Source organism: Proteus mirabilis ATCC 29906, from assembly GCF_000160755.1.
In the GTDB taxonomy this organism is placed as follows: domain Bacteria; phylum Pseudomonadota; class Gammaproteobacteria; order Enterobacterales; family Enterobacteriaceae; genus Proteus; species Proteus mirabilis.
Map to the genome: position 1 here is coordinate 305480 of NZ_GG668578.1, position 24415 is coordinate 329894.

The 24415-nt window shown below is 39.2% G+C and carries 19 protein-coding genes and 1 other RNA gene; 5 read left to right on the top strand and 15 right to left on the bottom strand.

From position 1 onward, the window contains the following. Positions 1-13: 13 nt before the first annotated feature. The 3 genes from HMPREF0693_RS09500 (at position 14) to HMPREF0693_RS09510 (ending at position 4441) form a co-directional block, all read left to right on the top strand. Positions 14-3172: an efflux RND transporter permease subunit gene (locus tag HMPREF0693_RS09500; RefSeq protein WP_004245072.1), complete on the top strand. Its 3159-nt coding sequence runs from the start codon at positions 14-16 to the stop codon at positions 3170-3172. 657 nt (positions 3173-3829) lie between these two features. Next, on the top strand, positions 3830-4192 hold the full coding sequence (gene tomB, locus HMPREF0693_RS09505; protein WP_004245073.1) for an Hha toxicity modulator TomB: 363 nt from the start codon (positions 3830-3832) through the stop codon (positions 4190-4192). A 45-nt stretch (positions 4193-4237) separates the two neighbouring features. After that, a complete protein-coding gene (locus HMPREF0693_RS09510; RefSeq protein WP_004245074.1) occupies positions 4238-4441 on the top strand; it encodes an HHA domain-containing protein in 204 nt (67 codons plus the stop codon). Between the two features lie 399 nt (positions 4442-4840). On the opposite strand, the gene ffs is transcribed toward HMPREF0693_RS09510, so the two are convergent. Continuing rightward, positions 4841-4937, bottom strand: an RNA gene (gene ffs / locus HMPREF0693_RS18350) — signal recognition particle sRNA small type. A 294-nt stretch (positions 4938-5231) separates the two neighbouring features. Between ffs and tesB the strand changes: the two genes are divergently transcribed. Next, a complete protein-coding gene (gene tesB / locus HMPREF0693_RS09515) occupies positions 5232-6107 on the top strand; it encodes an acyl-CoA thioesterase II (protein WP_004245075.1) in 876 nt (291 codons plus the stop codon). A gap of 43 nt (positions 6108-6150) precedes the next feature. On the opposite strand, the gene amtB is transcribed toward tesB, so the two are convergent. The 5 genes from amtB to HMPREF0693_RS09540 form a co-directional block, all read right to left on the bottom strand. Next, positions 6151-7449 carry an ammonium transporter AmtB gene (gene amtB / locus HMPREF0693_RS09520; protein WP_004245076.1) on the bottom strand — a complete coding sequence of 433 codons (1299 nt, stop codon included), beginning with the start codon at positions 7447-7449 and terminating at the stop codon, positions 6151-6153. Between the two features lie 12 nt (positions 7450-7461). Next, positions 7462-7800, bottom strand: a complete 339-nt coding sequence (locus tag HMPREF0693_RS09525; protein ID WP_004247234.1) for a P-II family nitrogen regulator — start codon at positions 7798-7800, stop codon at positions 7462-7464. A 218-nt stretch (positions 7801-8018) separates the two neighbouring features. Then, entirely contained in the window at positions 8019-9806 is a 1788-nt protein-coding gene (locus tag HMPREF0693_RS09530; RefSeq protein WP_004245078.1) for a SmdB family multidrug efflux ABC transporter permease/ATP-binding protein, read from the bottom strand. Beyond that, a complete protein-coding gene (locus HMPREF0693_RS09535) occupies positions 9793-11538 on the bottom strand; it encodes a SmdA family multidrug ABC transporter permease/ATP-binding protein (protein WP_004245079.1) in 1746 nt (581 codons plus the stop codon). The genes HMPREF0693_RS09530 and HMPREF0693_RS09535 overlap by 14 nt, the downstream gene beginning before the upstream one ends. A 55-nt stretch (positions 11539-11593) precedes the next feature. Next, positions 11594-12055, bottom strand: coding sequence for an Lrp/AsnC family transcriptional regulator (locus HMPREF0693_RS09540; protein ID WP_004245080.1), 462 nt, complete (start codon positions 12053-12055; stop codon positions 11594-11596). Between the two features lie 157 nt (positions 12056-12212). On the opposite strand from HMPREF0693_RS09540, the gene queC reads away from it, so the two are divergent. Next, positions 12213-12911, top strand: a complete 699-nt coding sequence (gene queC / locus HMPREF0693_RS09545) for a 7-cyano-7-deazaguanine synthase QueC (RefSeq protein WP_004245081.1) — start codon at positions 12213-12215, stop codon at positions 12909-12911. A gap of 392 nt (positions 12912-13303) precedes the next feature. Here the strand turns inward: queC and HMPREF0693_RS09550 are convergent, their stop codons facing one another. The 9 genes from HMPREF0693_RS09550 to bolA all read right to left on the bottom strand — a co-directional run bounded on the left by HMPREF0693_RS09550 (position 13304) and on the right by bolA (position 24244). After that, a complete protein-coding gene (locus HMPREF0693_RS09550; RefSeq protein WP_004245082.1) occupies positions 13304-13711 on the bottom strand; it encodes an acyl-CoA thioesterase in 408 nt (135 codons plus the stop codon). 212 nt (positions 13712-13923) lie between these two features. Next, complete coding sequence (locus HMPREF0693_RS09555) at positions 13924-14298, bottom strand: ComEA family DNA-binding protein (protein ID WP_004245083.1); 375 nt, start codon at positions 14296-14298, stop codon at positions 13924-13926. 254 nt (positions 14299-14552) lie between these two features. After that, entirely contained in the window at positions 14553-16430 is a 1878-nt protein-coding gene (ppiD, locus tag HMPREF0693_RS09560) for a peptidylprolyl isomerase (protein WP_004245084.1), read from the bottom strand. Between the two features lie 467 nt (positions 16431-16897). After that, the gene (gene hupB, locus HMPREF0693_RS09565; protein ID WP_004247229.1) at positions 16898-17173 is read right to left on the bottom strand and encodes a nucleoid-associated protein HU-beta; all 276 of its coding nucleotides are present in this window, start codon (positions 17171-17173) and stop codon (positions 16898-16900) included. Positions 17174-17394: 221 nt separating this feature from the next. After that, entirely contained in the window at positions 17395-19749 is a 2355-nt protein-coding gene (lon, locus tag HMPREF0693_RS09570; protein ID WP_004245086.1) for an endopeptidase La, read from the bottom strand. 257 nt (positions 19750-20006) lie between these two features. Continuing rightward, the gene (gene clpX / locus HMPREF0693_RS09575; protein WP_004245087.1) at positions 20007-21278 is read right to left on the bottom strand and encodes an ATP-dependent protease ATP-binding subunit ClpX; all 1272 of its coding nucleotides are present in this window, start codon (positions 21276-21278) and stop codon (positions 20007-20009) included. 144 nt (positions 21279-21422) lie between these two features. Then, a complete protein-coding gene (gene clpP / locus HMPREF0693_RS09580; protein WP_004245088.1) occupies positions 21423-22046 on the bottom strand; it encodes an ATP-dependent Clp endopeptidase proteolytic subunit ClpP in 624 nt (207 codons plus the stop codon). Positions 22047-22302: 256 nt separating this feature from the next. After that, positions 22303-23607 carry a trigger factor gene (gene tig, locus HMPREF0693_RS09585; protein ID WP_004245089.1) on the bottom strand — a complete coding sequence of 435 codons (1305 nt, stop codon included), beginning with the start codon at positions 23605-23607 and terminating at the stop codon, positions 22303-22305. Between the two features lie 322 nt (positions 23608-23929). Further along, on the bottom strand, positions 23930-24244 hold the full coding sequence (gene bolA, locus HMPREF0693_RS09590; RefSeq protein ID WP_004245090.1) for a transcriptional regulator BolA: 315 nt from the start codon (positions 24242-24244) through the stop codon (positions 23930-23932). Positions 24245-24415 lie beyond the last annotated feature (171 nt).

The window sequence follows — 24415 nt, forward strand, 5'->3', positions numbered from 1 at the left end:
GAGTCGATGATCTATGCCTAAGTTTTTTATAGACAGACCAATATTTGCGTGGGTAATTGCCATAATTACCATGCTTGCTGGTCTTTTGGCACTCATCAAACTGCCTGTTGCACAATATCCAACGATTGCACCGCCAGCGATTTCCATCTCTGCGGTCTATCCAGGAGCTGATGCAACCACGGTACAGAATACTGTAACCCAAGTTATCGAACAGAATATGAATGGTATCGATAACATGGTTTATATGTCTTCAACCAGTGATTCTGCAGGTATGATGAATATCACGCTGACCTTTGAAGCTGGTACTGACCCTGATATTGCGCAAGTCCAAGTGCAAAATAAATTGCAATTGGCAATGCCTCTTTTACCTCAGGAAGTACAACAACAAGGGATTAGTGTCGATAAATCTTCTAGTTCATTCTTAATGGTTGCAGGTTTTATCTCTGGTGATGGCTCGATGTCACAAGATGACATCGCCGACTATGTAGGTGCAACAATTAAAGATCCATTAAGCCGTGTCACAGGGGTGGGTGAAACGCAGTTATTTGGTACACAATACGCGATGCGTATTTGGTTAGATCCAGATAAACTGGTGAAATATAACATGACCACACTTGATGTTATTAATGCGATTAAATCGCAAAATAACCAAGTGGCGGCAGGTCAATTAGGTGGTACGCCACCAGTGCCTGGTCAGCGTTTAAATGTATCTATCATTGCGCAAACTCGACTTAATACACCTGAGCAATTTGCTGATATTCTGATGAAAGTCAATCAAGACGGTTCACAGGTTAAGCTAAAAGATCTGGGTATTGTTGAGATGGGGGCTGAAAACTACAGCACGATTGCTCGCTTTAATGGCTTACCTGCAGCAGGTATTGGTATTAAACTGGCAACAGGTGCTAACGCCCTTGATACCGCAACAGCAGTACGTGCGGCACTGGCTGATATGGAGCCATTCTTCCCTTCTGGATTAGAGGTCGTTTATCCTTACGATACAACACCATTTGTTAAGATCTCTATTTTTGAAGTGGTTAAAACGCTCGTTGAAGCCATTATGCTGGTATTTGTAGTCATGTATCTGTTCTTACAGAACTTCCGTGCTACATTAATTCCAACCATTGCTGTACCCGTCGTATTATTAGGGACTTTCGCCATATTGTCCGCGTTTGGCTATTCGATAAACACCTTGACGATGTTCGCGATGGTACTTGCCATCGGTCTACTGGTTGATGATGCTATCGTTGTAGTAGAAAACGTTGAACGTGTGATGCAAGAGGAAGGACTGTCACCTAAAGAAGCGACACGTAAGTCTATGGGACAAATCCAAGGTGCATTGGTGGGTATTGCCCTCGTGTTATCTGCGGTATTTATTCCAATGGCATTCTTTGGTGGTTCAACGGGTGCGATTTACCGACAGTTCTCAGTTACTATTGTATCAGCGATGGTGCTGTCTGTTTTCGTGGCATTGATTTTAACCCCTGCACTTTGTGCGACATTGTTAAAACCAATCCCGAAAGGCAGCCATGGTGTACAAACAGGTTTCTTTGGTTGGTTTAACCGCGTTTTTGAAAAAAGTAGTCACCACTATACAGACAGTGTTTCTCGTACACTGCGTGGTACAGGTCGTTACTTACTGATCTACGTCTTACTTGTTGCTGCTATGGCAATTATGTTTGTGCGTTTACCGGCGTCTTTCTTACCAGAAGAAGACCAAGGGGTATTACTGACAATGGTTCAGTTGCCCGCTGGATCAACCCAAGAGCAAACTCAAGACGTATTAGCACAAGTCAATGACTACTTTAATACTAAAGAAAAAGATGTGGTTAAGTCGGTCTTTACCGTCAGCGGCTTTGGTTTTGGTGGTCAAGGTCAAAACATGGGGCTTGCTTTCGTCGTATTAAATGATTGGGATGAGCGTAAATCAGACCAAGACAAAGTCCCTGCTATTGTCGGTCGTGCTAACCAAGCTCTTTCTCAAATTAAAGAAGCCTTTGTTTACTCCTTTAATATTCCAGCGATTGTTGAGTTAGGCTCTGCAGGTGGTTTTGAATTCGAGTTAATCGATAATGCCAACCTGGGACACGAAAAACTCATGGAAGCAAGAAACCAATTGCTTGGAATGGCAGCACAAGAGCCACAAATGTTGACGGGTGTGCGTCCTAACGGTCAAGAAGATACCTCTCAGTATCGTCTTTATATCGACTTAGAAAAAGCACAAGCTCAAGGTGTTGCGGTCAGTGATATCTACTCAACATTAGGTACGATGTTTGGTGGTAGCTACGTTAACGACTTTATCGACCGTGGTCGTGTGAAGAAAGTTTACGTTCAAGCAGAATCACAATTCCGCATGTTGCCACAAGATATTGCTAATCTTTATGTTCGTAACAATGCGGGTCAGATGGTGCCTTTCTCATCCTTCATTGATACTAGTAAAGATCCTTGGTTATATGGCTCACCACGTTTAGAGCGTTATAATGGTTTACCAGCTGTCCAGATCCAAGGTAGTGCAACACCAGGACAAAGTAGTGGTGATGCAATGCTAATGATGGAACAACTCGCCAGCAAATTACCAAGTGGTATTGGCTACGAGTGGACGGGTATGTCATACCAAGAACGTCTATCAGGTAACCAAGCGCCAGCACTGTATACTATTTCATTAATTGTAGTATTCCTTTGTTTGGCGGCACTCTATGAGAGTTGGTCAGTGCCTTTCTCAGTTATGTTAGTCGTACCTTTAGGGGTCATTGGTGCATTAGCATTTACTACATTGAGAGGGCTTGAAAACGACGTTTACTTTAAGGTTGGGCTACTTACCACCATTGGGTTATCGGCGAAGAACGCCATATTGATTGTCGAATTCGCCAAAGACTTAATGGAAAAAGAGGGTAAAGGGCTAGTAGAAGCGACGTTAGACTCCGTTAGAATGCGTCTACGTCCAATTCTAATGACATCGTTAGCCTTTATGCTTGGGGTTATTCCTCTGGTATTAAGTAACGGTGCAGGCTCCGGTGCGCAAAACTCAGTAGGTACAGGGGTATTCGGTGGTATGATTGCCGCGACATCCCTTGCTATTTACTTTGTTCCTATTTTCTTCGTTGTGATCCGCAGAAGGTTTGCGAAGAAAAACGAAGACTTAGAGCACCCAAACTATCCGCACCAAACTAAGTAATCATTATGCTATACCACAGCCAACATAATTTGTTGGCTACCCATCAAAAAGGTCGCTTAGCGGCCTTTTTGTTTTATTTTAATTTTTCGTGTTAATCCCGCCCCTTTATATTGTTATCAATTAAAGAAAAACATATCCCTAATCAATAAATCAGTTTAATTTTTTTCTTATATATGACTTTTTGTCAAATTTAACGCACTATTTTTTATTAATATCAGCTTATCACCAAGACTATTTAGCGATATAAGACATTTTTAGCAAACAAATACTAGGATAATCATCAAGTTAATTATCCTTACTTTTACGCTTCTCAACTAAATTTTTACGAAAATAGACAAATTTCTATCGCTCAGATAGTGACTTATGCAATAATAGTGCTATATTAAGCGTACAGTACTTTTATTTTGTACACTTTTTCAACTTGCATTGAATGTAGTTTCGTATTTAAATACCTTTTTCAAATTACACCATTACTATGTAGAAATAATAAAAACAATTATTAAACATTATTGGTATATGAATAAAATATAAAGTTGCTGTTTATTTTAAGATTGTTTAATTAATTCATTACTGAATTAAGCCGCAAGCTTCATTAATAGCTAATTTATCAGTATTAATTATTAGTGTTTCTTTAGCATAATTCAGTCACAATAAGCTATGGACGAATATTCACCAGAAAAAATAGATTTAGCTGAATTGTCATTTTTATGTGAAGAGCTATTACAGCAAGCATTAAGCTCATTAGATAAAGGTACCGCAGTTTGGAACAATGATCTAAGTAGCACAAAAAGCGTTGACCTTAATGCCCTAATTGATCACATTATGGGCTTTAGTTGGCTGTTTAAGATAAAATATCCTGATAAACACGCTATTAACACTTTAATGGAAGAGTGCATAGAAGAGACTTATCGGTTATTCGGTAGTGACTCCATTTCCTACTCGGAATTGAATAATTGGAAAGAGTTAAACTATTCACTGTTAACGCTTATCGATAAAAATCCTAAAAGTTATATCAAGTAAATTAAATTACCTTTAGTTTTATTTAAATTATAGAGAAAAGACAACATGACTAAAACAGACTATCTAATGCGTTTAAGAAAATGCACCTCAATCGAAACCCTTGAAAGAGTGATTGAAAAGAACAAATATGAACTGACCGATGATGAGTTAGAGCTATTTTATTCAGCTGCAGACCATCGCTTAGCAGAGCTAACCATGAACAAACTTTATGACAAGATCCCAGCATCTGTTTGGAAATTTGTAAGATAATCGTATTAGCAAGTAACCATTAGTATCCTCTTATTTTTACTATCTCTTTATAGTAATTGGGTTAATAGTTCTTATTTTTAGGTATCGTTTTATTCATGCTTTTTTAATAAGTAAAATGATTACACACTATCATGCCGTGCTTATAACGGCATGACGGCATAATTCTTACAACTTCTCTTATTATTCATCTATAACGCGTAGGCGATAATAGGTGAAAGGCATTCTGTTTCTTATTAATTCACCAAACCCATATTGAGAGTAAATATAGTTAAAAAAACTATTAATTAAACAATATGTAAATAGAAATATGTTTAGATGCAAACGTTCAACGATACGATTACGATGAAGAAAGTAACTGGATAAAAAATAGCGGGATTGCAATGCAGAAATTGGGTGGGGCCTTGCCAGCGACATCCCGGCACACACGACACCTGCCATGGCTGCTTCCTTCCGGACCTGACCGAGTTAACAAGTTAGTGTTGCGGGAGAACCAACAAGACCCCATAGATTGTCTTATTGCTAAGACGATATGCATTATCTTTTAAAGCTATCCAAATAGCAAGGAAAGCCCAACCAAGTGCTGATAAATTACTCAATAAGGCCTTATGCTTTGCCAAATTCTTTCAATTTATACCCTCTATTAGCTAATATCGCGATTGCTCCCCTATCAAATAAGGTGTTACGGCATTTTTAGCAAAATATAAACAGCAGATTATTTTTTTATCCGATAGCGGATTGTATATAATCAAAACTATAAAACATAATCTATCCGATGATATATAGGTAAACTATGAGCCAGGCATTAAAAAAACTTATCAACTTAATGGAGCTTGAAAAAATAGAAGAAGGCCTATTTAGAGGTCAAAGTGAAGATTTAGGTTTACCACAAGTCTTTGGTGGACAAGTTGTTGGCCAAGCTCTTTATGCGGCAAAACAAACAATTGCTGATAATCGCTATGTTAATTCATTTCACAGCTATTTTTTACGACCTGGTGATAGCCATAAGCCTATTATTTACGATGTGGAATCTATCCGTGATGGTGGCTCATTTAGTACTCGTCGCGTCAGTGCTATCCAACAAGGTAAGCCTATTTTTTATATGACCGTCTCTTTCCAAGAGTTTGAAGAAGGCTTTGAACATCAAGATATGATGCCTGAAGTCCCTTTTCCAAATGATTTGATCTCTCAAGATGAGATATTGAAAAAACTTGCCCCAAAATTACCCGAACCGCTAAGAACACTCGCATTAAGAGAAACACCTTTTGAAGCACGCCCCGTGCAATATTTTAGCCCGTTTGGTTATGAGAAAGCACCTGCGGAACGTTATGTTTGGTATCGTAGTCGCGGAGAAATGCCATCTGATCCTTTCCTACACCAATACTTATTAGGTTATATCTCTGATTTTGATTTTTTACCCACCTCACTGCAACCTTATGGTTTAGGTTTTATGGATCCGAGTTTACAAGTGGCTACCATCGATCATTCCATGTGGTTCCATCGCCCATTTCGTGTTGATGACTGGTTACTTTATGCTATTGAAAGTCCATCAGCCTCAGGTGGTCGCGGATTTGTGAGAGGAAAAATGTTTAATATGAGTGGGCAACTAGTTGCCTCTTCTGTTCAAGAAGGTGTTATCCGCCAAAAACGAATAAAATCAAACAAATAACGCAGTGAGAATATTCCCCCCTCAGTTGAGGGGGAATAGACCATTACTGCTCGTACGCTCTTTCGCCATGAGTGGTTATATCTAATCCATCATGCTCTTCTTCTTGTGAGACACGCAATCCCACTAGCTTATCGGCAATTTTAAAGGCAATGTAAGCCACAACACTTGACCAAATAAGCGTAATCACAACACTAAATAATTGAGTTAGCACTTGCTTACCTAATGTCATATGCTCGCTATAACCAATGCCCCCTAAAAATGAAGCCGTAAATATGCCCGTTAATAAACAGCCCGCAATACCACAAGTACCATGAATACCAAAAACATCACAGACATCATCTGCTTTTAACCAACGTTTAAGAACCACAACCCCCCAAAGCCCGATGATGCCAGCAATAATACCAATAACCAAAGCACCAATAGGGCCTACGGTTCCCGCGGCTGGGGTAATAGCAACTAATCCCGCAATACATCCTGAACAACTACCTAACATAGAAGGTTTCCTTCTCACTAGCCATTCAGCAAATGTCCACGCAAGAACTGCACCTGCGGTAGCTACAACTGTATTTAAAAACGCCAATGCAGCAATACCATTAGCGCTCCCTGCAGAGCCTGCATTAAAACCAAACCAACCAATATAAAGTACCGCTGTACCAGTAAAGACCATAGGTAAATTATGTGGTTTAATCGCAGTATGTTGATAATCACCTCGTTTACCTAGTAAGTAAGCACCAACAAGCGCTGCTACAGCGGCATTAATATGGACAACCGTCCCTCCCGCAAAATCTAATGCTCCATCATCGATAAGCCAACCACCTTCTCCCCATACCATATGGGCAATGGGAATATATGAAAAAGTAAACCAAATAACAGTAAAGATAAGCAGTGCTGAAAAACGAATACGTTCACCTAATGCGCCAACAATCAGGGCCACGGTGATCACCGCAAAAGAGCCTTGAAATACAACATGCACATATTGATTAATTTCACCAGCAACAGAATCGACTGAAATATTATTGAGAAAAGTAAGTGACCACCCACCCCAAATCTTATTTCCAGCAGTAAACGCCAAACTATAGCCAAACATAATCCAAAGGATAATCACTACACTGAAAATCAACATCACTTGCGTCATTAGTGATAATACATTCTTACTGCGTAGTAACCCGCCATAAAAGAGTGCGATACCGGGAATAGTCATAAAAAACACCAATGCACTACAGATCAGCATAAAACTGTTGTCCGCTTTATCTATGTCTATTGTGGTGGCTCCAATCGCTAACTGAGGTAATAAAAAGTATGTAAGTGCTAACGTAAAAAAATAACTAATAAATCGTTTCATTTGTTAGCTCCTCTACAAGGCTTCTTCACCAGACTCTCCTGTACGAATACGGATCGCCTGCAATAACTCTAAAACAAAAATTTTGCCATCTCCTACTTTACCAGTATCAGTAACTTGGCTTATGGCTTGTAGCACAGGCTCTAATTGCCCATCACAAACCGCTAATTCTATTTTTACTTTAGGAAGAAAGTTAACCTCATACTCAGCGCCCCGATAAAGCTCGGCATGTCCTTTTTGTCGCCCATATCCTTTTACTTCACTGATTGTCATTCCGTTAATCCCAAGCTCAGAGAGTGACTCTCTTACATCTTCTAATTTAAATGGTTTAATAATCGCGATGATATATTTCATATAATTGCTCCATACAGTTTTAGAAAGCGCCATACTGATAGAGCAAGAGATATGCCAATACTTATTTCATTGATAAATAAATAAAAAATAAATATCACTCACTAACTTAGTGCAATAAATGCTCTTATCATGTCCACAATGCTAAAAATTGGGGCAAAAAGTGAGGCAATAAAAAACCCAGCATTGGCTGGGTTAGGATGAATGGAATTTAGATTATATCACTCAACAACGGCTGGCTCTTGAACTTGTAATGACTCTTTAACTTGTTGTAATTGGTACATATTGTAATAGCGACCTTTTTGTGCCAATAGTTGTGCATGTTTACCTTGCTCAACAATCTCACCACGATGAAGCACAACAATTTCGTCAGCATCGATAATGGTTGAAAGGCGATGAGCGATAACAATTAATGTGGTTTTTTCTCTTATTTGCGTAAGGGCTTTTTGAACAGCTTGCTCTGTACCCGAGTCGATATTTGCCGTTGCCTCATCTAAGATAAGAATACGGGGTGGAAATAATAATACTCGAGCTAATGCTAATAACTGTTTTTGTCCCGCGGATAAGCGACTACCCTGTTCACCTAAGGGGGTTTCTAAACCATCAGGTAATGTTTTTACCCAGCTATTTAATTGTACTGTTGCTAATACTTGCCATAAGTGAGCTTCAGAGCAGTGACGCCCTAAAGTAATATTGTCACGCAAAGTGCCTGATAATAAAACAGGATCTTGCTGTACCATCGCAATACCGCTTCTTAATGCCTGATGGGAATAACATTCTAATGGATGGTTATCTAAGTAGATATGTCCTTTCTGCCATGGATAATTTCCCATAAGCAAACTGGCTAAGGTACTTTTTCCACTGCCAGTATGCCCCACAAAAGCGACAAAGTGGCGAGCAGGTATATCAAGATTAATCTCTTTTAATACCCACTGCTGTTTTAGATACGCAAACCACAAGCCGTTAATGGCTATATCTCCTTGGTTAATGGTATAGCTTGCATTGCCATATTGCTGCATCGGGGCGTCCATTAACTCAAAGACTCGTTCACCGGAAACAACCGCTTGTTGTAATAAAGATTGTTGAGACGTCAGAGTAATAAGAGGTTCATTAAGACGACCTAAATAGCTGATAAAAGCATAAATTACTCCAACACCAATCACAGCACTACCTTGATATCCAAACAGTATCAATAAGCCACATAGCACCAATGCAGAGAGCATACTGAGTAACGGGCGCAATAATAACCCGTCAAGTTTTAGTGCTTTCATTCGTGCTTGATAATGTTGCCAGCTATCATCTGACATTTTCTTACCGAAGCGAGCTTGTTGACGAAATTGCTGGATAACCGACATACCATTAATCACTTCATGAAAGCCATCATTAATATTGGCAAGATAATGACGCACATTGCGGACAATCGGTGTACTTAGCCGTTGATAAAGCATCATCACACCAATAACCGCAGGGAAAATCGTCATCGCCACTAATGCCATTTGCCATTCGAGTAGAAACATAGCGATTAACATCACAACCACCAATGCTATAGCACGAAATAGAGCAGGAAAGACGTTAACAAATAGATCTTTGATAGTTTCTGTATCATTGGTAACACGAGAAATCAGCTGTCCTACAGGCTGATTATCAAATGCACTTAATGGCTGTTTTAGCGCAGCACTCATCACATCTGCTCGTAACTGTTGTACCACCCCAACAGCGGCATAATTAAAGACGATTGTTTGGTAATAGTGCAATAGTGCCGCAATAATTTGTAATAGAATAAAAGCAGCAGCAAGACCTAATGCGCCTCGCCATTCAACTTGATGAGTCGCTACTTTAGCATCAATAAAATAACTAATAAGTAAAGGTCCACCCACTTCTGCAATCGCTGCCACCCATAACATCACCACACCTAATGTCATCGGTTTGCGATAGGTTTTGCCATAAGCTAATAATCTTTTTAAGGCCGGCAATAACGTTTTAATGGATTTATTATTATTTATCGTCATCTAATGCGGCCTCGAGTTGTTGATAATGGTACATATCTTGATACCAACCTGGCATTGCAATAAGTGTTTGATGAGTACCTTGCTCTATGATTTCGCCTTGTTTTAATACCAATATATTTGTTGCATCAACCAGTGCAGATAAACGGTGAGCACTAATAATAATGGTTTTCTCTTTACGCCATTGAGCCAGATTTTGTAAGATCTGGTATTCAGTTTGTCCATCAACGGCTGATAACGCATCATCTAATAACAAGATTTCCGCATCTAACAGTAAAGCTCTAGCAATGGAAATACGTTGCTTTTGTCCCCCCGAGAGCATGACCCCTTTTTCACCAACTTGAGTCAGATATCCTTCGGGTAAATTTAAAATATCATCGTGAATATTGGCGATTTTGGCTACTGCCTCTATCTCTTCTTTGGTAGCATCAGGGCGTCCTAAGGCTATATTTCCGGCAATCGTATCCGAAAAAAGAAACGGTGTTTGGTTGACAACAGCAAGTCTTCCCCGCCATTCATCCAATTTTAATTGGTAAAGGGGGACAGATTGAAAACGAATATCCCCTTCACTGACATCATATAAGCGCTGGATCAGCGCTAACAAAGTGCTTTTCCCCGCCCCAGTCATACCGCAAATACCCAACATCTCACCAGGAGAGAGTGTAAAATGAATGTTTTTTAGTACATCAACTTGCTGTTTGGGGTAATGAAACGCTTTAATATCTACCGCTAAAGTTCCTTTTTGATGCATTGGTGATAATTGACCATCAACCATAGCCGGTTGCTCATTAAGTAATGCATTGATCCTGCTATAAGCCGCACTACCACGCTCAACAATATTAAACATCCATGCCAGTGCTAACATAGGCCAAATCATTTGCCCTAAATACATTACAAAACTGGTTAATTCTCCCAATGTCATCGTGCCATTGAGAACAAAATAACTTCCTCCCGCCACAGCAAGTAAGTTAGCAAAACCAATTGCCATAAAAATCGTGGGGTCAAACAATGCATCGACTTTTGCCACTCGCATATTTTGTCGACCCGTCTCTTTTGCAACCGTTTCAAAACGTGAAGCATGTTGCTGTTCAAGACCGAAAGATTTGATCATACGAATGCTACTTAAACTTTCTTGCGCTTGATTATTCAATGAAGAAAATAGTGCTTGTGCACTTTTAAAGCGGTGATGTAGTTTATCGCCATAGCGTTTAATTAATATTGCCATTAATGGCATAGGTAACAATGAGATAAGTGTCAATTGCCAACTTAACTGAATACTCATCATCACTAACACCGCAAGTCCCATTACCATAGAGTCAACAAGGGTTAACACCCCTTCCCCTGCGGCGAAAACGACTTTATCAACATCATTAGTGGTACGTGCGATTAAATCACCCGTGCGATAGCGTTGATAAAAAGCCGATGATTGAAGACTAAGTTGGCGATAGATTTGCATACGTAATTTCACCGCCAGTTGGTAAGAAGCACCAAATAACCACAGACGCCAAATATAACGTAATAAATAGACAGCAAGGGCGATCAATACCATGATCCCGATCCACCCCATAATTTGCTGAAAAGACAGGCTATGGCTATCAACACCATCAACAATAATCCCGACGATTTTCGGAGGGATCACTTGTAGAACGGCGATAACCATCAATAAGAAAATAGCACCGACATAACGACGCCATTCGCTGATAAAATACCAACTGAGCTGTGAAAATAGAGCCACGCCTTAAATCCTAAGGTTGTACAAAAATAAAAGTGCCAGTTGGTAAAGAGGGATCTTATTCAGGTATCGGCATTGCCGTTGTGTATTTAATTTTTTCCATTGCAAAGTTAGAAGTTACGTCAATAAGCCCAGGAACGCCGTTAACCATGCGTTTGTAAAATTGGTCATAACTTTTCATGTCTACAACTTCAACATGCATTAGATAATCACACTCACCCGCCATTCGATAGAATGTCAGTACTTCTGGCATTTGCTTAACGAATGATACAAATTGTTCATACCACTCGCTATTATGTTGCTGTGTTCTTATCATAACAATAACTGTTAAGCCAAGCCCAATTTTTTCGCTGTCGAGTAATGCAACACGTTTACGAATATACCCTTCATCCTCGAGTCTTTTCAATCGTTTCCAGCAAGGTGTTGAGGTTAGGTTAACCGCCTCTGCCAAAGTATTCAGTGAGAGGCTTGAATCTTCCTGTAATAGCGTTAATAGTTTTCGGTCAATCTTATCTAACATAAATACTCCTTTAACATATGCCCCTACAAAAAATAGTAATAATCTACCCCTGCTATAAGAATAATCTCTTACTGATAATTTGGTGATAACTTGTCATAATATCTGCAATATTATGCGTATTAATCCTTAAAAAATATCAATATTCAGGAGTATTCTGATGAAAAAAACGGTCGTTGTCTTTAGTGGTGGACAAGATTCGACAACCTGCCTAATCCAAGCACTAGAGCAGTATGATGAAGTTCATTGTATTACATTTAATTATGGACAACGTCATAAAGAAGAAATTGAGGTAGCACAAAGAGTCAGTCAATTATTAGGTGCAACCGCACATAAAGTTTTGGATGTCAGTTTACTCAATGAACTCGCTATCAGTAGCTTAACACGTGACAATATTCCTGTGCCTGATTTTAAACAGAGTGAACAAAGCGATATTCCTAGTACCTTTGTACCTGGTAGAAATATTCTATTTCTTACATTAGCCGCCATTTATGCTTATCAGATTGGTGCTGAAAGCGTTATTACCGGCGTATGTGAAACTGATTTCTCAGGTTATCCAGATTGTCGCGATGAGTTTGTTAAGGCTCTAAATCATGCGGTAAATTTAGGTATTGCTCGTGATATTCAGTTTATCACTCCGTTAATGTGGTTAGATAAAGCGCAAACTTGGGCACTCGCTGACTATTACGGTAAGTTAGATTTTGTACGCCACAACACCTTAACTTGTTATAACGGTATTCAAGGTGATGGTTGTGGTCAATGTGCCGCTTGCCATTTAAGAGAGCGTGGACTTCATGGCTATTTACAAGACAAAAATGCCGTCATGGACGCCATGAAAAATAAAGTTGGCCTTAAATAATCTGTCAAAAATGTGTTAGCTTTGTTTTCTGTGCGTTTACACGCGTAGCAGTTATTTTTAATTCGTGACCTGTTTGGTTGCTAATAAAGTCGTCGAAGCCGTGATAACTAATTAACCAGTTGTTTTACCCAGTTTTCCCCTGTGATTTTCTCCGCCCTGAAAACAACAGAGCGGGGAATTATTCTATACCAAAACCAATTGACCTCCTCCATGCCCTAAAGGACGTGGCTCCCTACAGCGGTTCAGACCACAGTCTGACTCGCCTCGGTGGGTTCCTGCTTCAGCGAGTGGGCTGACTACTCCCTCCCTTACACAGGTAAGTACGGTATATCCTGCCGCTAATATGTTACGATCACCGATAGAATTAGACGGTTAACTGGATAACATCAATGCTAATCAGCAGACTGGCGTACATACTCCAATTTTTCTCGTAACTGATCTGTAAGTGTTAATGCTTTTTTAGTATTGATATCAACGAGTACAAAAGTCACTAATGCATCTGAAATCAATGCACCATCTTGTTTTCTCACTATTTTTTGAGACAACACGCCACTTTTAATACCGACTTCTGCAATATCACAACTAATGATTAGTTCATCGCCTAAATTAGCGGGCAAACGATAGTTGATATTAATATTCGCGACAACGAGTGCTAGACCATGCCGTTTAAACCAAGCGAGATCTAAGTGTTGTTCAATCCAATCCCATCTCGCTTGTTCTAAAAATTCAAGGTAACGTGCATTATTCACATGCTCAAAAACATCTAAATGGAATCCATAAACTTTAATTAATGTACTCATATGACTTTATTACCTCTTGATATCCCTAACAAACTTTAGCTAAGAGAAATTTCTATGTAATATCTTAAATATAGTCAAAAATATCAAATAGGGTATATTTCATCCGATTATTTATTACCCAAATTAAAATACCATCTGATTATTAATATTATATAAAGGCAATTCTGTACCCCTTTTTGATCACAAAAAAGGGGTACAGTATTATCGAGTAATTAGTTGATAATAATTAGATCTTTATTTTGTTCAATAAGCTTCATACCAATACCAAAGACCTTGGCGAGATCATCAAAAGAAGCAAAACGCCCCACTTTTTCTCGATAATCGATAATGGCTTGCGCTTTTGCTTTTCCGATCCCTTTTAGCGTCATTAATTCATCAAGTGTTGCACTATTAATATCCAACTTTCCTTGTGCACTAGCGTTTACCTCACTGACAGCACTCTCTTTTTGATCTCCTTTTTCAATCAACATGGTTGATGTTGAAGGCGATATATCATCGGCATAAGAGAGTGGTGATAACCCTAAACCTAATGTTAAACATATTGATGCCATAAATGCTGATAGTGTTTTTTTATCCATTTTAATCATCTCCTTTTTGTAAAAATAACTGTATATTCAACAGCAAACAGCGATTACTGAATGCCATCAAATAATGCCAAGCCTTAAATAATTCAGCAATTAGCAACCATATGAATTACGAGAGAGTAAGAAAAATAAATTGAATAAAAAAATAGCGTTACAAAAAATGACGTGACTGCTCGCAATTTCTAATCTTGAATATAATTTTAGCCATAAAAAAACCCAGTCGAAACTGGGTTTTTATTCAATCAATCTAAGATAGTTTATTGATAATCTTTATCAAAAATCTCGATTTTTGCTTTTTCTCTTAAATCGCTGAGCATAAGTTGTAAAGCTTCTTCTCCCATTTGGGCGCGATAGAGATTAGTCATAAATTCAAGCTGTTCTGCCGTTGGCTTACCATCAGTGACACTATCTAATTGGATTAAGACCACTTTTGAACCCGGTACATTAGACATACCGTACTCTTTTTTACCTTCTGCTGGTTTTGGCATAGCAAAAATAGCACTTTGTATCGGATCTGTGGCTGATGAATGAACCACGCTTTCTACCTCACCAAACGAGATATTTGCTTCTTTCAATGCCGCCTCTCCTTTACCTTCTTTTAAGGCTGCAAGGAGTTTCTGAGCTTGCGCATTCATCGCTTGAGAAGCTTTTTGCTGTTTGACCAGTGTAATAACCTTGTCACGTACTTTATCTAATGGTTGGGTTGATGCAGGTTTATATCCTTCGACACGAACAATATAAGCACTATCATTACCAAGGGTAACCATATCTGAGTTCATGCCTGTAGGGCCATTGTCATCAACCAGTGAACCACCAAAGATAAGCTGTGTTAACTTTTCGTTATTCAAGGCTGCTGGTACATTGTTTTCATCAAACCAATCTGTATTGATTACAGTGACGTTCCCTGCTTTTGCTGCTGTCGCTAGCGTGTCGTTATCATTTGAAGCGGCTTGACTCACTTTTTGCTGCAATGCGAAGAAATCATCAATGGCTTTGTTTTCACGCATTTTTACTAATAAGTCAGCTTTAATGTCATCAAAAGGTTTTACCACCGAAGGTTTCATATCATCAAGACGGAAAATAGCATAACCGTTGCTGATTTTAACTGGCTGTGAAATTTGCCCCTTCTCAGTCAAACTCGCATTTGCTAATTCTGGTAGCTCTTGACCAATAGTGATCCAGCCTAATGAACCATTTTGTTTAGCAGAAAAAGTATCAATAGATTTTTCTTTTACTAAAGTGACGAAGTCAGCGCCATTTTTCAACGCGTCTTCAGCTTCTTTCGCAGCGGTTTCATCTGCTAAGACAAGTAGACTGTATTTTTTTTGTCCGGGGACAGTAAATTCACTGATATTACTATCGTAATAAGCTTTAACTTCATCATCTGAAATAGTGATGTTGCTTAAATCTTTTTGGGCTTCTAACTGAATATAGCTCACTTTAACTTGTGCTGGAGCGATAAACATAGAGGTATTTTGGTCATAAAAGGCTTTTAATTCTTCATCTGATACCGTCTCTTTTTCAAGGAATGGTTGAATATCTAATGAAGCGAGACGCACATTACGACTTTGTAGCATTAAGCCGGCAAAGTCTTTAACTTCGCTCTCTAAAGCAAAGTCAGTGCCTTGAATAGAATAACGTAATTGTTGATTAATCAGATTTTGACGAATTCCTTCAGCAAAGGCATCCGCGTCAATATTATTCGCCGTTAATAACTCAACGTATTTTTTGTTATCAAATTTACCATCAGTTTGGAAATAAGGTAGCGCAAAAATCGCGTCTCTGATTTGCTGGTCGCCAGCAGAAATACCTAACTCTTGAGCAAATTGATCCAGCAAAGCTTGGTTAATCAGCACATTCAATGCTTGTTGGCGGATCATTTTTTGTCCCTCATCTGATGATGCGAGGGAAGCAAAATTGTCACCCATATCTTTTTGTAGTTGTGCTCGGCGTTGTTGATAAGCTTGCTCTAACTGAGCACGACTTATTTTATAACCGTTAACTTCAGCGGCATCATTAACACCAGAACTAAAGAGATATCCGCCCACACCAGTTAGGACGAAAGAGAGGATGATCACAGCTAATAGTATCTTAATAAAAGGATTATTAGCAGTTGAACGAATGTTGTCCATCATAACGAGACTAGGCTCCGTTTGGTGAAAAAATTATTTTTTATTGGTGTTACACGACTATTTTGAGCACAGCTAATTTAACATGCTCATCGCTGGCTTAATATCAAAATGTCGCAACACGCGACAATCCTTAGAAATAGCCAATCCCGTATAAAATTTGAGTCTTAACACACATCTTACAGATACAAAATAAACAGCTCTAATTGACTCATTGGTCAGTTAAGTCTTTAGCTAACCATGAGATGCTCTCATGTTGTCTATTTCAGTTATAGAACAACGCGCTATTCTATCAAATGACTACTTTAGTTTCACGTCTTATCACCAGAGAATACTCGGTTTAATCCCCTTTTCTGTGGTAAAAAAGAAAAGCGCATCCTTTAAAGATGCGCTTTATTTCTTAATCGATTCGTTTTCTGTTTATCCATAACGTCAACCCAATAACACATTAGGCAGAAAAACGATTTACTCAATTATTGATTTACTGCGTCTTTTAGACCTTTACCCGCACGGAATGCAGGCACTTTGGCCGCAGCAATTTGAATTTCTTTACCTGTTTGTGGATTACGGCCAGTACGTGCTGCGCGATCACGTACGGTAAATGTACCGAAGCCCACTAATGCAACGTCATCACCTTTTTGTAAAGATTCAGTGATTGAAGCTACCATTGCATCTACAACACGACCCGCTGCCGCTTTAGTGATATCTGCATTCGCAGCAATTTTGTCGATCAGTTGAGTTTTATTCACGCTTTTCATCCCCATAATTTATGCGTTATTTTTTACCATTAATGGCAAATTTTGCAAACGTCGTTATATCAAGCCTTTTTATATATAGCAAGACTGATAAAACAGGACTATTAATTAATAAACCCCATTAAATTAACGACACAAAAAAAGACTGGCAAGCTTTTATTGCTTATCCAGCCTTTTTTTTAGTGAAATATTATGATTCACATCACGATTTAGTGTTATTTGTTAGTCACTACTTCGATGCCAAATGGCGATTTCTCTAGGGCTAACGTTAAAACTTCCTCAATTGTTTTCACTGGGTGAATATCCAGATCAGCAACAATGTTTTCAGGAATTTCTTCTAAATCACGTTTATTTTCATCAGGGATAAGAACTGTCTTAATTCCGCCACGATGTGCCGCAAGTAACTTTTCTTTTAATCCACCGATTGGCAATACTTGACCACGTAAGGTAATTTCTCCCGTCATTGCAACATCTGAACGAACTGGATTACCCGTTAAACTGGAAACCAACGCGGTACACATTGCAATACCCGCACTTGGACCATCTTTTGGCGTCGCGCCTTCTGGTACGTGTACATGAATATCACGTTTTTCATAGAAGTCGCCATTAATGCCCAGTTTGTCAGCTCGAGCACGAACCACAGTCATCGCTGCTTGAATCGACTCTTGCATAACTTCACCTAACGAGCCAGTGAAGGTCAGTTTACCTTTACCCGGTACACTTGCCGTTTCAATCGTCAGTAGGTCACCACCAACTTCTGTCCAAGCAAGCCCTGTTACCATACCAATACGATTTTCTGTATCAGCACGACCATAATCGACTTTACGTACACCTAAATAATCTTTCAGATTATTTTCATCGATTTCAATATGCTTGATAGTACTATCCATCAGCAGTTGTTTAACCGCTTTACGACATAATTTAGAAATTTCACGCTCTAAGCTACGTACACCCGCTTCACGCGTATAATAGCGAATAATGCCCATAATCGCGCTATCGTGGATTGTTAGCTCATTCTCTTTCAGTGCATTACGTTCAATCTGTTTTGGTAACAGATGCTGTTTTGCAATGTTGAGTTTTTCATCTTCGGTATAACCCGATAAGCGGATCACTTCCATACGATCGAGTAATGGCGCCGGAATGTTCATGGAGTTAGATGTCGCCACAAACATAACATCGGATAAGTCGTAGTCCACTTCAAGATAGTGGTCATTAAAGGCGATATTTTGTTCTGGATCTAACACCTCTAATAGTGCTGAAGCTGGATCACCGCGCATATCTGATGACATCTTGTCGATTTCATCTAATAAAAATAGCGGGTTTTTAACGCCAACTTTGGCCATTTTTTGGATTAACTTACCAGGCATCGACCCAATGTAAGTACGACGGTGACCACGGATTTCAGCTTCATCACGTACCCCACCTAATGCCATACGCACATATTTACGCCCTGTCGCTTTCGCGATAGATTGACCTAGCGACGTTTTACCTACCCCAGGAGGCCCTACCAAACACAGGATTGGCCCTTTAATTTTGCTGACACGAGACTGAACCGCGAGATATTCAAGAATACGCTCTTTCACACGTTCTAAGCCATAATGATCCGTATCAAGTACTTCCTGCGCTTTCACTAAGTCTTTTTTCACTTTGCTACGGCTATTCCAAGGAACTTGTACCATCCAATCAATATAGCTACGGACTACTGTTGCCTCAGCAGACATTGGCGACATCATTTTTAATTTCTGAAGTTCAGCTTCTGTCTTTTCTCTCGCCTCTTTGGGCATTTTCGCCGCTTCAATTTTGCGTTTTAACGACTCCATTTCATCAGGTGCATCATCCATCTCACCTAATTCTTTTTGGATCGCTTTCATCTGCTCATTGAGGTAGTACTCACGCTGGCTTTTTTCCATCTGCTTTTTAACGCGGTTACGAATGCGTTTTTCAACTTGTAGCAGATCGATTTCTGATTCCATCATCGCCATTAAATACTCTAGGCGTTCTGTTACATCAGACATTTCAAGCACAGCTTGCTTATCTTTTAATTTCAAAGGCATATGCGAAGCAATGGTATCAGCTAACTTCGCAGATTCTTCAATCGCATGCAATGAGGCTAATACCTCTGGCGGAATTTTTTTATTCAGCTTGATATAACCTTCAAACTGATTGATCGCCGTGCGATTTAGTACCTCTTGTTCACGCTCATCAACAACGGGCGTGTCTAGATATTCCGCTTTAGCTTGGAAATACTCACCATTATCAGATAATGTGGTAATTTTTGCGCGGCGAATACCTTCAACAAGCACTTTTACGGTTCCGTCAGGCAGTTTCAGCATCTGTAAAACAGAAGCCACTGTCCCCACAGAAAAAAGATCATTAACACCTGGTTCGTCAGTAGATGCATCTTTCTGCGCAACCAGCATAATTTGTTTGTTGTCGTTCATCGCAGCTTCTAAGCAATGAATAGATTTTTCACGACCAACAAACAACGGGATCACCATATGTGGATATACAACGACATCACGTAATGGCAATACAGGTATTTCAATACGTTCTGGACGCTCAGGATTCATAGAGCTCTCTCTTCGTTTTTAGCTTAACGCTTTTACAGGTAATTTTATTCGCATCTCACCAAATAAAATTAATTCTACGGATTGTCAAAATATATAAGGGCAGTTTTCCGACATTCAATAGCATTCCCTATTAAAAAAACAAAATGAGGGAAAATTCCCTCATTTTTATTGCGTTGGCACGCGTTATCCTATTTTTTTGCCCTAAAAGGGAGAAAATAGATAATATCAGACAAGAGGTATTGCTGATTTTCGCTATATTATTCACCCGATGCCTGATTTTCAGGTTGACTATATATAATCAGCGGTTCAGATTTCCCATTGATTACATTTTCATCAATGACCACTTTCTCTGCATTTTCAAATGAAGGAAGATCGTACATTGTATCAAGTAATGCAGCTTCTACAATGGAACGTAAACCACGCGCCCCTGTCTTACGCGACATCGCTTTTTTAGCAATCGCGGTTAACGCATCTTTACGGAACTCTAAATCTACACCTTCTAATTTAAACAATGCTTGATACTGTTTAGTCAGGGCATTTTTAGGCTCTTGCAGAATTTGAATTAACGCATCTTCATTGAGCTCACCTAATGTTGCAACAACAGGCAAACGACCAATAAATTCAGGGATCAGACCAAATTTAATCAGATCTTCTGGTTCAACTTGCGCTAATAACTCCCCTTCACTCGCTTTCTCATTTTGGCTTTTCACTTCTGCACCAAAACCAATACCTGAATGGGTATTTAGACGTTGCGCAACTACTTTATCCAGTCCGGCAAAAGCACCACCACAAATAAAGAGGATCTTCGAAGTATCTACTTGTAAGAATTCTTGCTGTGGATGTTTACGCCCGCCTTGAGGAGGTACAGAAGCTACTGTCCCTTCAACTAATTTCAATAATGCTTGCTGTACACCTTCGCCAGAAACATCACGTGTAATTGATGGGTTTTCAGATTTACGAGTGATTTTGTCAATTTCATCAATATAAACAATACCACGTTGTGCTTTTTGCACATCGTAATCGCATTTTTGTAGTAGTTTTTGAATGATGTTTTCAACATCTTCCCCTACATAGCCCGCTTCTGTTAGCGTTGTCGCATCGGCCATGGTAAAAGGTACATCAAGATAACGTGCTAACGTTTCTGCTAATAATGTTTTACCACTACCTGTCGGGCCAATCAGCAGGATATTACTTTTCCCTAGCTCAACACCATCGGCTTTATCGCCATTACGCAGACGTTTATAGTGATTATAAACGGCAACTGCCAATACTTTTTTCGCCAGCTCCTGACCGATAACATAATCATCAAGATGTTTACGGATTTCATGTGGCGTTGGCAATTCACTGCGTTCATGATGAGGTGCTAATTCTTTTATTTCTTCACGAATAATATCAACACAAAGGTCGACACATTCATCACAAATATAAACCGACGGGCCAGCGATTAATTTCTTTACTTCATGCTGGCTTTTACCGCAGAAAGAGCAATACAGAAGCTTCCCAGAGCTATCTTTGCGCTTATCTGTCATCAGTTAACCTCACTTAGTTATTCCTCTTATCAGCAAATAAGAGGAAGAAAGACTTTTTTATCTAGAGATTAATAGCAGCTTTCTTTATATCAATCTATAACAAAGAAAACCTGTTAACTCCATAGCTATTACAACGGAATATGACTAGCTGCGTTGTGTATAAACTTTATCAACTAAACCATATTCTAACGCTTCGTTAGCGGATAAGAAACGATCACGCTCAGTATCTCTTTCTATTTCTTCAATAGATTTCCCCGTATGTTGAGCCATTAACTCATTCATACGCGATTTCACTTTCAAAATTTCTTGAGCGTGGATTTGAATATCTGTCGCTTGGCCTTGGTATCCACCTAAAGGCTGGTGGATCATGACACGTGAGTTAGGTAGACAAATACGTTTACCTTTTGCACCTGCAGATAATAAAAATGCACCCATTGAACAAGCTTGTCCCATACAAATAGTGCTAACATCCGCTTTGATATATTGCATTGTGTCATAAATCGACATACCTGCAGTGATCACACCACCCGGTGAATTAATGTACAGGTTAATATCTTTTTCTGGGTTCTCAGCTTCTAAAAACAACATCTGAGCAACAATGAGATTGGCCATATGATCTTCAACTTGGCCAGTCAGGAAAATGATACGTTCTTTTAATAAACGTGAATAAATATCGTAAGAGCGCTCACCTCGTGAAGTCTGCTCTATAACCATCGGCACCAAAGCCATATTAGGTGCGAATTGTTCCTGGGTGTCGTTAAATGACATATCTGTCTCCTATTGCATTCTTATTGGTGCCAATGACAACAATTTTACTTGAGATAATTGATCATGACCATTGCAAATGATCCAATCTCTCACAAGACATTCAAGGCGCCTCGCGAGGAGTGATAAAATGACTATAGAATTATCTGGAGATAATCGCTCAAATTTCAAGACAAAATTTGATAAATATACACAAACTGAAAAAAACCCGTGGTTTTTACCACGGGTTTTTGCTTAAAACCGATATCGCGGTTAAAAATTAACCCATCTGAACTTCGTTCATTAGTTCAGTGAAGTTAGTTTCTTTTTCCGTTACTTTAGCAGTTGCTAAGATTTTTTCTACCGCTTGCTCTTCTAATGCTAAATTACGGATGTTATTCATCAGTTGTTCGTTCTTATTGTAGAACTCAACAACTTCTGATGGATCTTCATAAGCTGAAGCCATTTCGTCGATCAACGCTTTCACACGCTCGTCTTCTGCTTTCAGTTCATTACTATTGATCACTTCACCTAACAGTAATCCAACGATAACACGACGTTTTGCTTGTTCTTCGAACAATTCACGTGGTAATTGCAGAGCTTGTTTTTCATCACCACCGAAACGTTGTGCTGCTTGACGTTGCAGAACTTCAATTTCGCTATCTACCGCAGCTGCAGGTACGTCAACTTCGTTAGCTTTCACTAAGCCATCGATAACTTGTGATTTAACACGTGTACGGATCGCATTTTTCAGCTCACGTTCCATGTTTTTACGTACTTCGGCACGTAAACCATCAACTGAACCATCTGCAATACCGAAGCGTTTGATGAACTCTTCAGTTAATTCTGGCAGTTCACGCTCTTCCACTTTTTTCAGGTTGATAGCAAATTGTGCTTTTTTACCTTTTAGGTTTTCAGCGTGGTAATCTTCTGGGAAAGTCACATCGATAGTGAATTCTTCACCTGCTTTATGACCGATAAGACCTTCTTCAAAACCTGGGATCATACGGCCTTGGCCCATTGCTAGTACGAAATCTTCAGCTTTTCCGCCTTCAAATTCTTCACCGTCAATAGAACCATTAAAATCAACAGTTACACGATCTTCTGCCGCAACTTCACCTTCTTTATCTTTCCACTCGGCTTGTTGTTTACGCAGAGTTTCTAACATGTTATCAACGTCTTCGTCTTTAACTGTCACGATAGGTTTTACCACTTCAATGCTTTCCAGATCTTTCAGTTCGATTTCTGGGAAAACTTCGAATTCTACAGAGTATACAAAGTCTTCACCTTCTTTGTATTGCTCTGGTTTGTAATCAGGTGCACCTACTGGGTTAACTTTGTTTTCGATGATAGCGTTGATGAAATTACGCTGCATCAGATCACCCAGAACATCATTCAGAACAGACATACCGTAACGTTGTTTAACCATAGACATTGGTACGTGTCCTTTACGGAAACCATCAATGCGAACAGTTTTAGCAGCTTTTTTCAGTTCGCTGTCTACAGCTTTTTGGATATCAGCGGCTGGTACGGTGATTGTGACACGACGCCCTAGGCCTTGAGTCGTTTCAACAGAAACTTGCATCTTGTTACCTCAAAATAAGTTTTAGTGCTCGGTCTACTTTAAAGGAAGCTAATCTACGGCAAGTAGTATTAGACTTAATACTCCTTTCAGAACCGGGGCCGCCACATTTAAAAAAACGAGGATCCCTGATATCAGAAGCATCCCGAAACCTTACTGAAAATTAGACGCGACATTATAACGATCTAGAGGGGTTGAGTCGAGAAAGAGCCGTTTTATTCCTCAATTTTTTCATAAAAACAAGGTTAACACTGCTTTTTAGCCCCATAAAGAACAAAAAATACGCATCTTAGTCATCATTTACTCACGATTAACAATCTTCTTATTAATCTTGTTGGCTTCCACCACGACATCCTGGAGAGTGTAATGCTTTATCTTGTTGTTCATCCCACTCGCTCAAGGTAAAAGTGTGCAGAGCTAAAGCATGAACGCCATTATCTAATTCATGAGATAACGTTTGATAAACATCACGATGACGTGACACACTGCGTTTATCATTAAATAAGTCACTCACAATAACGACTTTAAAATGGCTCTCCGAGCCTGCAGGTACATTATGACGATGGCTTTCGTTAATGACTTGCAAAAAATGGGGAGAAAAGCGTGAAATCAGCTTATTCTCAATATCATCACGGATCATCTCAGTCCTTATAACATAACAATCAAAAAAAGAAGTTATCTGTTAGTTAAGTGAATAAATAACTTTTAGTAATACAGATAAATGGCTTTCTTGTCTTAAACATTACCTATGATAATCGCTTATTTTTTCTCTTGAGTAAAATGCTCACCTTAACAAGAGAAATAGCGTGAG